Origin of the sequence: Paraferrimonas sp. SM1919, assembly GCF_010993985.1 — a bacterium.
Lineage (GTDB): Bacteria > Pseudomonadota > Gammaproteobacteria > Enterobacterales > Shewanellaceae > SM1919.
Map to the genome: position 1 here is coordinate 71148 of NZ_WINH01000010.1, position 14354 is coordinate 85501.

The following is a 14354-nucleotide window of genomic DNA, read 5'->3' on the forward strand; positions in this document are numbered from 1 at the left end:
TAAGTTAATGCCAAACAATATGAATTTAGACAATAATCAGCAGCAGTACTTGGGGGAAGGGTGTTTTATAAACTAATCAGCTTTATTTACAGCCATATTAATAAATTATCTTTATTGGTTATTTTGGGGTTTTGTTTGGGGCACTTTATAACCTCTTACTGGTTGTTTTATCTAGCACAAGAGCAGCAACTCATAACCACTTGGATTGATTATTTTTATTACTGGATCGTAACAAGTTCGACCGTAGGTTATGGTGATATGTCACCAGTTTCGCAGGCGGGTCGTTTAATTGTTGGCATTTATTTTATTCCATTTTCTTTAACCATGTTTACCATTTTATTGGCTAAAGGGGGGGAAATCATTACCACTAGAATTAGGAGAACATTAATGGGACATAAAAGCTTTGCTGATTTGAGTGGGCATATTATTTTAGTCACAGGACATATTCATCGTTCTAAAAAAATCATTGAATTAATTCTGGCCGATAACAATCGTAAACCAAGAACCATACTACTGGTGACTAAAGAGCATATTGAGCATCCGTATCCAGATACGGACTATGTTGAGTTTTGCCATTTAGATTCCTATAGCGATAATAGTAGCTTAGCTAAAATTGCCATTGAAAAAGCCGATAGAGTGATCATTGATGGTATGAACGATGACGAAAATTTTGCTAATGCGGTTCACTTCAAGAATAAAGTACAGCCAAATTGCCATATCACCACCTACCTGGTTGATGAAGCCAAAGCTGATACATTAAGAGAACTTGGGGTCAATATTGAAGTGGCAACGCCTAAGGCCGCAGAACAAATGGTCAGAGCGATGCAGGATCATGGCAGCACGATGGCAATGCACCAACTGCTCACCTCTGGTGAAGGACAAACTATTTATGTCAGTCAATTATGCAGTGATAAATCCGTTAAAGTCAGTGAAGTGGAACATTTATTAAAATCCAAACACGATGCTAAATTTTTAGGCTTCGCTTCTGATGAATTAGCCACTGATATGCAGATTAACCCCGGATGGGAAGCGGTCATTCACCCCCAGATGTATATTCACTACATTAGCAAGCAACGGCTTGCTAAGATCGTTTTTTAAGCTTGGATATTGATTCAAACTCCTGGCTATGTTCAATATGGGATCCATTGTTGTTCTGATGGGTCCACCCTAAGTAAATATTGCTCAGCAAATTTAACCACAGTAGCACCGTTATTTTCTGCAACGTGCGTAGTGGCTTCAATGTTTGCGAGCAGTTGGCTAATAGTCACATCCTGATTGCCGAAGATATCTTTCGTTATGGCTGAATGTATGATTTGAGCAAGCGCATAATAACTCATGGTTTGATTGATGACCTGAGTCCGCTGAGGTGGCTGCTGCAGCCCAAAGAATTTAACAGCAGCTGGAACTAAGGTTAAATTTGGGCTAGGAAACTCACGCATTCCGGCTATTTGCAATTTATCGCCTTTTAATCCTGCACCATGTTCAGGGACAAATATAACCATGGTTTTACGGTCACTATTTTGTAGCGTATTAAACAATCCATAAATATCGTTTAAGAATTGACTCAATCTAGGGTGAAAACTTTCTAATGAATTAAGGTTTTGTTGATTGCCGATTAGCTTATTACCGTCATGCAAACTGATAGAGTTATAATAGGTAACCGTCGGTCTGTTTTGGGGCAAATTGAACCATTGTTGAAGGACTGAAGCGTCACTATAAATGTTAGAGCCATCGAAGCTAAGCTGATTTACTTTTGCCTGCTGATTATCAATGCGCTTGCCATTCCAGCGCCCGTACTGATCAATTTCCTTGGCAAAATTGCCAAATTGGGCATCGTGGTTAAATAGGGTCTGTGCTTCAAAACCCAAGGATTTTAATGACTCAGAGAGGTAACAGTCATTGCTACTATGCTCATAGATTCCGGCTTCAGCAGTTTGGCCGCAGTTGGCTTTCATTAAACGTATGGATGCAGGTCCACTGTAGGGGCTTACGCTATTGAAGTTATTGAAAATAATATCGAATTCAGACATCAAAGGGTGGCTATCTAGGCCTGTGAACTTCAAGTCTTGCCATGCCAGTGAGCAAACATTAATAATTAAAATGTCAAATTCGGTTTGAACGGTTACCCCAGAATAATCAATGCGCTTTTGTTGTTCGTTTTGATAAAACCAATGGAGCATTTGCGAAGGGGAATTAGCTAAAATAGCATTGTCCTGTAGTACTGCACTATCATTGGATTGCGGCAAAGTTTGATTTTCAGCGGTGGTTTCAGTGGTGTTGGCTCTGTGAATCATAATCACAATAAAACCAACCACTATGACGCTATTTAAACGAATAATCTGTTTAATGTTGACATAAACAACCCAAGCTATAAAACCAATAGCTACTGTCTGCCAGTCTATTACTCGGGAGAATAATTCAACAAAATAATCAAAACTAAACTGACTTAAGTCATAAAACTGCTTACTTACCCGGGTGAAACTTGGCAACCAAGAGTCATAATAGAAAAGTGCAACGCCAAGTGGCACCGCTAAAATGTTTCTTAGGTGGCAGAGCAGATTGGAGCCTATCGGTAATATTAAAAAAAGGAAGAAGGCTAAGTTTTCCCATAGATGGAAGTTAATATTACCATTAAAGTACAAGCTAAATTTTAAAGTGAAATATAAAAACCAAAAGCCAATTTGGTTAATGGTACTATTTTTCTGGAGTGACGGCTGCTCAATCATGGTGTTGTACTTTTTTGATTTTCGTTATCTTTGGCGTTATTTTGTAATAAAAACGACTGTTTATTATGTATTGACTGATTATATTTAAGCTGTAACCAATAACGATCCCAATAAAGAGAAACATTAGCATATAGCTTAAAAACTCACTATAACTCATAGGGCTACTCCTTAAATTTAGTCGCAATAGGGACGCTCATAATTGCTTTATTTGGTATAGGTGCTATTGAATTTGGGATTTGCTGTTTATCATCAATGTTGTGAGTTTTAATAGCCGCATTAACCATCTTGCCATATAAGGCTTGTGGGGTCGTAGAGACAATGTCCTGTAATTGAGTGAGTAAAATCCCTGCATTTTCATAATGGCAAAAGTTACGCTGACGTTGATATAAACTTGATGCCCTAGTGCCGATAACTTTCTCTAGAGTCGAGTTAATATGCTCTTCTCGACAACCATAAAAGAAAAAGTAGACCTGGGCATTGATAATGGTAAAAATATCGCCATTACGTTGGCAATTAGAGTACTTAACCGTTTCTAAAGGGCTAATGTTAATAGAGGTTTGTAATTGAACTAATGAAAAGCTGATGCCGAATTGACTGGCGGTATGAATTAATTTATTGCAAATTTCAATAAATGTTAGAGGTTCTTGGTAGGATTTTGCTGTCACAATCATGGAGCGCTTAAAGCTAGTTTCAAAGTCACTGTCAATGTCATGATAAAACTTGATAAAGCGGATTGAGTCAATAATACCATATAGGGTACTAGAGCCAAGCTCTGCTGGTAAAACTATATTGGCCCCCATATGCCGTAGTAAATTCTGTTCACTTTGCCTTAATTTAAAGCTGACTTTATGGATGATTATTTTTAAATTATTGCCATTATCTTTGCGAAGTTGATGTATCATTTTGGTAAATAAATATAAATCGGTATTAGCAAATAGGTGCAATATCACTACAGCGTGTGGATTTGCATGGGCGAGCTCATAAATTTTTTGATCATCATGGGTAATTAACCATTGTTCATTTAGTTTACTGCCAATTTGTGGGTAATGTTTATCAACAATAATAACCGCTTCTTTGGGAGTATTTTGAATAACTTCATCTGGAACAGAAGAATGCTGGGCAGTCATGAGATTATTGTTGGTTGTCAGCAAATAGTGTTCATTGGCAAAGGTTTTACTTGTACCGAACCAGTGTAAAGTATGCCAGTGCTTTGGCGAAAACTCTCCACTGATATCGACTAAGCCATGGAACTGGGATTGTTGCTGCCAAATAAAAGTAGCAACGCTCTCGGTATTTAAGGCGCTAAAGTATAACACTACCGCATGGCCAGTCCTATGAGCCCACTGTCTTAAATACATGAGATTAGCTACCCCACGCTTTTTACCGGGTTCAATAAATAAGCTCTGGGTTGCATCAATAATAATTAAGGAAGGTTGCGGGCAAGAGTGCTTAAGCTCACCACAAAGTCGCTGAATAACTCGAGATTTAAACAGTGCTTTGCTGGGTTTGAACTGCAGAATCTGTAAATTGTCCTGGCTTGATATAGGGTAGCCTTGGGTGTTATCTAAAAAAGTAACAAGGGTTTTATATTTGGCATCAAGTTGATGAGTTAAAATATCGGCCCAATGACTCGCCTTTAGAGTAAAACCAAAAAGCTGCCCCTTCTGCAAAGAATGCTGATCTGGATTAAGCCCACTAATATTTACCTGCATTTGCTACTTTTGTGTTATTAATAGGGTGTTGCGATTATGTTAACATCGACGGTGATGGCTGTAACTAAAAAATAAATCTGTTGCAACTACAGAGGGAACTATGACTATCGGCAAGGATATTAAAAATTTAAAATCTAAACTCAATGATTATTCGCCCGAGCAGTATCAACAAATGGTATTAAAAAGCCAACTTGAGCAAAGTAAAATGCGCTGGGGTTTAATTAATCAAGGTGAAGCTAACGATAAGGTAACCACTCTAGAAAAAGAAATATCGACTAATGACTAAGTATATTGCGTTTAAGGGATTAAGAGCAGGAGTAGGTACCTCAACCATATGTGCAAACCTAGCCAGTGCATGGCAAAAACTTGGCCAACAGGTTGTCGTTATTGATTTATGCCCCAATAATGACTTGAAATGGCACTTAGGAGTAAAAAATACATATCAGCAAGGTTGGTTAGCAAGTATGATAAACGCTAAATCATTTGATTTGGAATGTTTATCAAACACATTAGAAAGTCAGAAAATACAGTTTCGTTCACCATCTGGATTAATTTTTTTTCCTTTTGGTAAAGTATTATCTGACCAAATTTTTTTAAGACAAGCTTTATATGCACCAGAGGGGTTTTTACAGCAGTTTATCGGTAAGCTAGTTTTAAGTGATGATGTTATCATCATCTTCCATTTAGGAGATTTGTCTTGTTTGTTTGAAAGCTGGTTGCCTGAAGATACAATAAAATTACTGGTTGCAAATGCCACTATGAATAGCTATCAAAGATTATGTGGCTGCTCTCTAGATACATTTAAACAGGCAAGACATCTTATAATTAATGATTTTGATCCTGATTTGTTATTGCAGCAAGATTTAAAATTATTGTTGCGGGAACATTGGTATGAGCATGTTGGTGAAAAATGTACGCAAATTTTAAAAGATGAATTTATTTCCCAGGCGCTTGCGCATAATACCAATGTTATAGATGCCTTTGTTGATAGCTATAGTGCAAAAAGTTTTCACTTATTGGCGATTGAATTGTTAATGGATTTACAAGTTCGACATGATAAAGCAACTGCTTAAAGGGTTTTGGTTTTTAGTCAGCATTATTCCCCTATCGTCTTTGATTAATGTCTATCATTATCGCCATCTAGAATTAAAGCAAGTGCAGATGGCAGCAAGTTATCGGTGGTTACTGTATTTTATTTGGATGATATCCGGCTTGTTTTATTACCGTAAAAAGGACTTTTTTGGGTTTTATTATTTTTGTCAAAACGTAAAAGCTAATTTTACTAATATCAATTTTAGTTACTTCTCATTAGGCGACTTTATTCGTTTTCCAATCCAGTGCCTTTATTTATTCGTTGATCACTGGTTTATGATTGCCCAAAAACAGCAACACCTTGTTTATTCTAATAGTGCAAATTTTGCGGTGATGCTTAAAGCTATAGTGGTTGGCTCAAGCCGAGCCTTACTTGTCCGTAGCCAGCAAACCTTAAAAGGTCCTTTTTTAAAGCCACTTTATATTAATTGGCTTAATATCCATTGGTTGCGCTTGACGTTAAGTATCTTGATGCTTATTTTCGCATTTATCGCAATCATAGTACCCTTTGATGATCATGCCCAGTTATGGTTTTCTGTGATCTTATGGGCTGTGGCTCTTTGGTTGCGGGCAATTGAGGGAAGAGTAACCACACTGGTGTTAATGTTCTTAGCCATTATTGCTGCCAGTCGTTATATCTATTGGCGAAGTACTAATACCTTAAACTGGGATGATGAATTAGGACTAGTACTTGGAGCGGTATTACTGATTGCTGAAATCTATACTTGGTTGGTGTTGTTATTTGGCTTTTTGCAAACGGCATGGCCGTTAAAGAGACAAGTGACCCCTTTGCCAAAAGATCCGGCATTATGGCCAAGTGTTGATGTCTATATTCCTACCTATAACGAACCAGTAGAAGTGGTGAAACCGACCATTATCGCCGCGCTTAATATGGATTGGCCCCAGGATAAATTGAATGTGTATTTATTAGATGATGGGCAACGCGAGTCTATGGCGCAACTGGCCAAGCAGGTGGGGTGCAACTATATTACCAGAGATAATAATAACGGCGCTAAAGCAGGTAATCTTAACAACGCTATGACCCTTACTCATGGTGAATTAATTACCATCTTTGATTGCGACCATATCCCAGTGCGGGCCTTTTTACAGCTGATGGTGGGTGGGTTCCTAAAAGATAATAAATTAGCTTTAGTGCAATCCCCCCACCATTTCTTTTCTGATGACCCAGTAGCAAAAAACCTGCGTAGTTTTGGAGGAGCACCCGCAGAAGGGGAGCTGTTTTATGGACTCATTCAAGATGGCAATGATCTCTGGAATGCGACTTTTTTTTGCGGCTCATGTGCGGTATTAAGACGAAGTATGCTAGAAGAAATAGGCGGAATAGCAACAGAAACTGTCACCGAAGACGCCCATACCGCACTAAAATTCCACAAACTGGGTTATCACTCCGCTTATATTAATGTTAAATTGGCAGCGGGTCTCGCGACCGAGAGTATTTCAGCCCATGTGGGGCAGAGGATCCGTTGGGCTAGGGGAATGGCTCAAATCTTCAGGACGGATAATCCTTGGTTTGCTAAAGGTTTAAGCTTTATGCAAAAAGTTTGTTACAGCTCGGCTATGTTGCATTTCTTTTTTGGCTTGCCGAGATTGGTTTTCCTATTGTCGCCTTTAGCGTTTTTGCTGCTGCATACCTATATCATTTATTCACCTGCCCTGACCATATTTTTGTATGTCCTGCCTTCCATATTTATGTCGCAAATAGTGATTGCTCGTCATCATGGCAAGTATCGTAATTCTTTTTGGGGGGATATGTATGAAACCTTGTTTGCTTGGTATACCTTCCGCCCTACGATGGTGGCTTTGTTTTCTCCTCAACATGGTAGCTTTAATGTCACAGAAAAAGGGGGGTTTATTGAAAAAGATTACCTTGATTGGCTGACATCAAGACCAGTGTTCATTTTAATTATCCTCAACTTAATTGGTTTTAGCTTTGGAATTTGGCGCTTAATGACAGATATCAATAGTGAACATTGGGCCATATTTTTAAATATGTTGTGGACTTTTTACAATTTATTATTGTTAGGAGGGGTCTTAGCTGTTGCGACTGAGCTTAAACAAATCCGCAAGGCCCATCGAATAAAAACCGATTACCAGATCCAGATAAAACTCGTTAGTGGCCATGTTTATCCAGCCAAACTTGCAGATTTTTCAGAATCTGGAATGGGAATTCAATTACAACAAGACCTGACATTAGATTGCAGTCAACAGATTAAGGTAATCATCGATCGTGAAGATATCGTTCGAGTATTTGATGCACGTATTATGCACCAAAAGGGGCGTGCTCTGGGGTTAAAGCTCGTAAACATGACTTTAGCGAAAGATAAAGAATTAATCGAAGTCACTTTCTCCAGAGCCGATTCTTGGCAATCGACAATGCTGGATAACCGTCCTGATGAGAAACTAGGGAAGCGTTTTTGGCAGCTGTTGAACATAGGTACTACTGGGTATCGTAATTTGTGGCGCTATTCTTTGAGTTGGCTGCAACAGCATCAACCAAGTTTGTATTGGGTTTACCAATTTATTAAAAGTTTTTTACCGAAGAGACCAAAACATGGATAAGTTTTTGTTAGTGCTATTGCTGATATTAAATTCATCAGTTCATGCCAGTCAGTCAACCTTAAGCGATGAACAAAAACTCAAGCAAGTCTTTGTTGAGCCAGATTTTTGGGGGATACCTTATCCACAAGCGCAATTACAACAACTTTGGCTCGATGCTTATCAAGTGCCGGTTGCGACTGCAGCCAAGCAAGTTATGTTAAAGCAATTAAATCAATCTTATCCGATGCGCTTGCAAGGCAATGGCCATCAATTGTACTTAAACTTTTCTAACCGATTAGATCAGATAATCGTTGATGCCAAGTTAAATCTTAAATACATGTATTCACCGACACTGTTGGCCAACCAGTCGCAAATAAAAGTCTATTTAAACGATAATATTGTGGCGGTTATCAGCATTGATCCTAAGCAAGCGGGTAAGCAACTAAGCAAAAGTATTAACTTACCTAGCTATAAAATGTCAGATTACAATCAGCTTAGATTCGAGCTGGTTGCGTATTATGACTCCCAGTGTCATAACCCTAATCATAACGGTTTATGGTTTGAATTGCATGAAGACAGTGCTTTAGTTCTAAAAACAGATATGGTGAGCTTAAGTAATGATTTATCTTTGTTACCTGCACCATTTATTGATGAACGAGATAGCGAAACTCAACAACTGACCTTTGTATTGCCAAAGCAACAGCCTAAACCATTAATCCATAGTGCTGGTCAATTAGCGGCATGGGCAGGGCAACTGGCTCACTGGCGTAAGGTCAAAAGTCAGGTGCTGACCGATCAGTTACCACAAAAGCATGCTGTTGTTTTAGCCACTAATGAGTTACGGCCATTCTTTTTAGAAAATTACCCTGAAATTAAAAAGCCAACGGTGGCTATGGTCAGCCATCCATTAAATTCACGTTTAAAGTTACTGTTGGTTTTGGGGAAAGATTTACAACAACTTCAGCAAGCAGCAAAAGGATTAGCGATGGGCTACCAAAGCATGTCTGGTCAAGCCGCAGAGGTTTTAGAGTTGGACGTAGAAAACAACATGAAGCCTTATCAAGCGCCGCGCTGGATTGTACACGATCGACCGATGAAGCTGATAGAAATGGTTGCCTCTGAACTCGAGTTACAACAAAAAGGCCAATATTTACAGCCAATTGATATAAATATGCATATTCCTGCAGATTTATTTATTTGGGAAACTTATGGGGTGCCTATTGATATCAATTATCGCTATTCTCAGCCCCCAGAGAAGCCCAAATCTATGCTTAATGTATTTATTAATGATTATATGGTGCAATCAATAGCACTAAATTCAAAGGTTGGAATAGCAGAAGAAGCCTCCTTATTCCGTTTACCATTTACAAAAGATTCAATAGTTGATTCTGATAGCTTGTTTGTACCGAGTTTTAAATTGGGCATTAATAACAAGATCAGCTTTGACTTTGATATTCACGATAACTCAATCGCTTGTATTTCTGAACCTGCGGTAAAACTGGCATCAATCGATAGTGAATCGACCATCGACTTTAGTGGCTTTCATTATTACGCACAGATGCCCAATATATCATCGTTTTCTTATTCAGGTCTGCCCTTTACAAGAATGGCCGATCTATCGCAAACCGCATTTGTCATTCCAGAGCGTATGCACAGGAGTGAGTTGGAGTTGTTGTTTGATTTGTTAGCGCATATGTCGGCGATCACTGGTTACCCTGGAATCAACTTTGAGCTTTGGCAACAAGCTCAAGACTTTACCTCAGGAATGGATATTATTTTGTTGAACCAGTTATTAGAAAAACAGCAAAAAGTATTCGACAATGATCAAGTGAATGTGTTGGTGCAAGGTTCTTCACGATCGCTTTCCTTAGCCAAAGATATGTTTGAAAAGAGTAGCTTAAAGAATCGCTTTGTCCGCGAAAAAGATCCGGTACTGGTGTCTATTAGCAATCAAAGTTATGGTGATATGGCGGCTATGACAGAGTTTCAGTCGCCATTTGATGCGGGTAGAACGGTGTTATCTATTATGGCAGACCGCCCGGAAAATTTAGTCATGGTGAGTAATGCCCTTAGGGACCCCGGCAAAGCAATGCAGTTGACTGGCGCCAGTGTCCTTCTGCATAAAAATAAAATCATTCATTCTAATGTAGGGGATAAATACTATGTTGGCTCATTGCCTGTTTGGGATATGACTCGCTACCATCTTGGTAGGCATCCAGTATACATCTTTTGGTTTATTGTCTTTAGTGTGTTGGTGTTAAGCGTAGTGTTGTGGCGTTTACTACGCTTTCAAGCCCAGCAAAGGAAGGAATTAGGCGAGTAATATGGCAGTTATCCAAGGATGGATTAGCTCGATAGCCATCATGCTGTTTATTGCTGTAGCAAGTGTGCCGGCACAGGCCCAGTCAGAGCTGGCTCACTTGCTAGCGAGTTATCATTATTGGCAAGGACAAGATAACAGCTACTATCAAAGCCAAGTTATCAATAAGATTGCTAAGATCGATTCTGAGCACCCTAAAGTACTTGAACATGTCGTCCTTGGCCATATCGAGAACCAGCAATTTGCGCAGGCCAATGAGGTGTTATTAAAACTTTCTTTAATAACAGGCCAGCAGCAACTCTATCAGGAGCTTAATAGTTATCTGCAGTTTGCCAGCATAGATAAAACAATTCGGACCAAGTTAAAATTATTTGAGCGCCAGCAACAGCATTCGAAACAACTAGAGATTTATCAACAAGTGGTTACGTCAGAGGCGCTATACTGGCCCTTAGCCTTAGATTATTGGCCGCTATTATTAGCCGTTGATGCGACTAAATTAGCGCTAGTAATTGACAAGCTTGAACAGTTGAGTTTGCGTTACCCCACTAACGAAAGAGTGCAAATTAGGTATTTAAAGGTATTGATTAATAGTGGTCGAGTGCAACAAGCAGATTTTGAAAAGCTCAAAATCCTTGCGAATAATCAAAGGATAGCTGCTGAGGTTTTGCAAGTCTGGCAAAGTGCTTTACTGCAAATGCCCTACGAACCAACCAATGATATTCATTATCTGCAATATATACAGCGATTTCCTCAAGATAATTTTGTTAAATTGCACTTCGATGCAGAAAAATCCCAATATAAAAAGCAACAAGAACTGTTAAAAATACCACAATATCATGCCAAATTGAGAGCCCTTGATACCATAGCAAACCCCAATGCCAACCCAGCCCAATTACAACAAGCGATTAATCAATTAAAGTACGCCCAAGGCTACTTTAGAGAAGATGAACAGATCCTCGGCAATCTCGCAAGGGCATATTCTAAAATCGGCGATGCCAACCAAGCGTTGGCTTTATATCGACAGGCGATCTCCTTAAATGGCGAAAATATAAGCACTTGGCAAGCACAGTATGACAATGAATATTACTGGTCGACTCTCGCTACCGCCAAACAACAAATTAATCTAGGCTTATTAACTCAAGCACGGCAAACCATTGATCTTGTCTCTACTATGGATGAATTGGGGATAGAACATAAACTGGTGCTTGCTCGCTGGTATCAAGCTAACGGTCAAAATGAGGCGGCGCTAAATGAGTATTTTCAATTGCTGCTAGGGAATGAGGGTAATCAGCGAGTGCTTACTAACTATGGTGAGCTGTTGGCGCAGGTGCAAGGTTCTGGTGCCTATTATCAGTGGTATAATTCGCTCTCCCTTTCTTCCCAAAGGCAATTACAAATTCAATGGCAAAAACTTAAAGCCAAAGAGTTGATAGTACAAGCTCACAATGCAAGCACAAAAGGGAATGATGCCGTTGCTCGAGCCACTCTAAAGCAAGCGTTAGCATTTGATAACAACCCTTGGACGCGTTATGACCTAGCTAAGCGATACATTGATAATCAACAGTGGCCGAAAGCAAAAGCGCTCTATCTTAATCGTTTGCACAGTGTGGACGATAAATACTCTTACGCCCAGCTGTTAAGTTATAAAGGAGATTACCGTGCGGCGTTGAAACAGTTTGCCGATATTAATAAGCATGAATTTAGCCAAGCAATGAGGGATAATCAATATCGTATCCAGAGGTTATTGGTGCAGCAACAACTCGATAAGGAGCAGGCTAATAAAATAACAATGGTGCAGAATTTTAAGACAGAATTTAATTGGAGTCTTGAGCAGACCGCTTTTGCCTATCAAGAATTTGGCTTGAGTGAGCAGGCGAATACGCTATGGTTACAATTGCTTGAGGCTGACACCGTTGTTAATAATGAATATGCGTTAAGTTATCTAGAAACCTTATCCAACCCCGATAAACAGCAGCTGGCATTAGCTCGAATTGAGCGGGCCCAGTTAACCGATAAACAGCGCTTGCGATTAATCACATGGTTTATTGAGCAGGCACAGGATGGATTATGGCAAGTTAATCAACCCTGGCTATGGCAAACGCTAAGCCGTGTTTCAGAGCCATTAGTACAACTGAAAGCTTATCAAAGGTTAAAGCAGTTGCCACAGCTGTTCGAGCTGTTACAGAGGGAACCTGAGCTGGCTAATAACCACAGCATCATTAGACAAGTCAATCGTTGGTTGTTGGCGCAGCCTGCGCAAGTGAAAGCGAACTTGGGCATCACCCGAGAGTGGGCAGCACAATATCAGAATCGCTACCCAGTGGATCCCATTGGCTATGAATTACAAGCACTGGTTGCTGCGCAAGCACATGAAACAAAACAGAGATTAAAATATTTACGTCAAGCCCTTGATGCTGCCATGCTAGAGCAGTTGTTTAGTTCTCAAAACGTGCAAATTTCTAACCTGTCTGTGAGCCAAGCGAAACAAATTGATGTGGGCCTGCTTCCTTTAGTGGAACAGCAACAATTAGCTCAAAGCCTCGTCAATAATCTACTGTTATCTAAGTCAACAACCCCAATTAATCGCCAAATCGACCACTGGTACGTTAATAAACTGGATTACCAGTATCAAAAACTGGCACAGCAACAGCAACACCTGTTAGAAATTGGTTGGGACCATTATGCTAAAGAAGGGGTTGAGGGATTAGCTAATGTGACACTCAATAGTATGCCTATCTTTCTAACCATGCCGGTACCAGAAAGTTTATTAATAAATAGCCGTTGGTTTTTGGGGATTGAGCCTACCATTATTGACTCAGGTGTGTTGCAAACTAATGCACCACAAAGTGGTCGTTTTGGAACTTTGGCTCTGTGTCAGCCGCAATGTAGAGCGCAAATGCTTGAACAAAAAAGTCACGGCTACAGTTTATCTTTAGGAGTGGAAGCGCCTAATTGGCGGGCCGATTTGGGTACCACCCCATTGGGGTTTGCAACAACAGATTGGCTAGGTGGCGTTGAGTATGATGGAGACTGGGGTGACTTAGGTTGGTCGTTATCGGCCTCCAAAAGACAAATGACCTCGAGTAATCTGGCGTTTGCTGGTAGCCGCGATCCAAACTCAAGTATCTTTTATGGCGCTGTAAAAAGAGCGGTTTTGGGGTTGTCCCTAAGTTATGATCAAGGTGAGGGGTATGGTTTTTGGTCGGTATTGGACCATGGCTTGATATTTGGTGAAAATATCAAAAATAATTACCGTGATCGCATTATGATAGGGGGCTATTATCAGGCATACGATAGCGAGCCTGTTGCGATGTCCTTAGGGGTATCAACAATGGCCTTTAAATACCGCTATAACCTCAGCGAGTTTACACTAGGGCAAGGAGCTTATTGGAGTCCACAGCAGTATTCATCAGTGTCTCTGCCTGTTGATTTTTATGGAAGGATCAAGGATTTTAGTTATCGCATTAATAGCAGAATTTCATGGTCACGCTCCGCCTCTGAAGATAGCCTTTATTACCCTCATCATGCAGGGTTTCAAGATAGTTTAATGGCTAAAGCGCCGGGCATTGTTAGCAGTTCAAAAGGCACCAGTATCGGCTACGGCTTTAATGTTAATGCGGAATATAAAGTGTCAAAGCACATTAGCCTAGGGGCCGCACTGGTGCTGCAAAAGTCAGAGTTTTATGCCCCAAATAAACTCTCACTTTATTTAAGGTATTATTTTGATGGTAATCAAACCCCAGTTAACCGTCCGCCAAAGCCCATTACACCATACATGGACTTTTGATATATCGAGACTGAGGTATTTATTCACCATAAGTTTGAATAGCACCACTGGCAATCATTTTTACAAGCTCGATAGCAAAAGCTTGCAAACGATAGAACCAACCTTAAACGCTAAAACGGTTTACTTTTCGGGTGCTATATTTGCAAGACAGCGAGACA

At 39.9% G+C, this 14354-nt stretch carries 8 protein-coding genes; 6 read left to right on the forward strand and 2 right to left on the reverse strand.

The genetic code is table 11. The features are described from left to right. The first annotated feature begins 60 nt into the window (after positions 1-60). Positions 61-1098, forward strand: a complete 1038-nt coding sequence (locus GFB48_RS07845; RefSeq protein ID WP_163933580.1) for an ion channel — start codon at positions 61-63, stop codon at positions 1096-1098. Between the two features lie 32 nt (positions 1099-1130). Here GFB48_RS07845 and bcsG read toward each other — a convergent pair whose 3' ends face one another. After that, positions 1131-2726: a cellulose biosynthesis protein BcsG gene (gene bcsG / locus GFB48_RS07850; protein ID WP_163933583.1), complete on the reverse strand. Its 1596-nt coding sequence runs from the start codon at positions 2724-2726 to the stop codon at positions 1131-1133. Positions 2727-2887: 161 nt separating this feature from the next. Then, on the reverse strand, positions 2888-4438 hold the full coding sequence (locus GFB48_RS07855; RefSeq protein ID WP_163933586.1) for a BcsE family c-di-GMP-binding protein: 1551 nt from the start codon (positions 4436-4438) through the stop codon (positions 2888-2890). Between the two features lie 100 nt (positions 4439-4538). Here GFB48_RS07855 and GFB48_RS07860 point away from each other — a divergent pair, with 100 nt between their 5' ends. The 5 genes from GFB48_RS07860 to GFB48_RS07880 are packed head-to-tail and all read left to right on the forward strand — an operon-like array spanning position 4539 to position 14196. After that, positions 4539-4724, forward strand: a complete 186-nt coding sequence (locus tag GFB48_RS07860; RefSeq protein ID WP_163933589.1) for a hypothetical protein — start codon at positions 4539-4541, stop codon at positions 4722-4724. Beyond that, the gene (locus GFB48_RS07865) at positions 4717-5511 is read left to right on the forward strand and encodes a cellulose synthase operon protein YhjQ/BcsQ (RefSeq protein ID WP_163933592.1); all 795 of its coding nucleotides are present in this window, start codon (positions 4717-4719) and stop codon (positions 5509-5511) included. The genes GFB48_RS07860 and GFB48_RS07865 overlap by 8 nt, the downstream gene beginning before the upstream one ends. Further along, positions 5492-8110 (forward strand): UDP-forming cellulose synthase catalytic subunit, encoded by a 2619-nt coding sequence (gene bcsA, locus GFB48_RS07870; RefSeq protein ID WP_163933595.1) that lies wholly within the window; start codon positions 5492-5494, stop codon positions 8108-8110. Before GFB48_RS07865 ends, bcsA begins: the two co-directional genes overlap by 20 nt. Next, the gene (gene bcsB / locus GFB48_RS07875) at positions 8103-10412 is read left to right on the forward strand and encodes a cellulose biosynthesis cyclic di-GMP-binding regulatory protein BcsB (protein ID WP_163933598.1); all 2310 of its coding nucleotides are present in this window, start codon (positions 8103-8105) and stop codon (positions 10410-10412) included. Before bcsA ends, bcsB begins: the two co-directional genes overlap by 8 nt. Position 10413: 1 nt before the next feature. After that, positions 10414-14196, forward strand: a complete 3783-nt coding sequence (locus GFB48_RS07880) for a cellulose synthase subunit BcsC-related outer membrane protein (RefSeq protein WP_163933601.1) — start codon at positions 10414-10416, stop codon at positions 14194-14196. The last annotated feature ends 158 nt before the right edge of the window (positions 14197-14354 follow it).

What these genes read in the sequence shown, in the direction of transcription:
- GFB48_RS07865 (WP_163933592.1), top strand. Translation starts at nt 4,717, where the DNA reads ATGACTAAGTATATTGCGTTTAAGGGATTAAGAGCAGGAGTAGGTACC.
- GFB48_RS07880 (WP_163933601.1), top strand. Translation starts at nt 10,414, where the DNA reads ATGGCAGTTATCCAAGGATGGATTAGCTCGATAGCCATCATGCTGTTT.
- bcsG (WP_163933583.1), bottom strand. Translation starts at nt 2,726, where the DNA reads ATGATTGAGCAGCCGTCACTCCAGAAAAATAGTACCATTAACCAAATT.
- GFB48_RS07855 (WP_163933586.1), bottom strand. Translation starts at nt 4,438, where the DNA reads ATGCAGGTAAATATTAGTGGGCTTAATCCAGATCAGCATTCTTTGCAG.
- GFB48_RS07860 (WP_163933589.1), top strand. Translation starts at nt 4,539, where the DNA reads ATGACTATCGGCAAGGATATTAAAAATTTAAAATCTAAACTCAATGAT.
- bcsB (WP_163933598.1), top strand. Translation starts at nt 8,103, where the DNA reads ATGGATAAGTTTTTGTTAGTGCTATTGCTGATATTAAATTCATCAGTT.
- bcsA (WP_163933595.1), top strand. Translation starts at nt 5,492, where the DNA reads ATGATAAAGCAACTGCTTAAAGGGTTTTGGTTTTTAGTCAGCATTATT.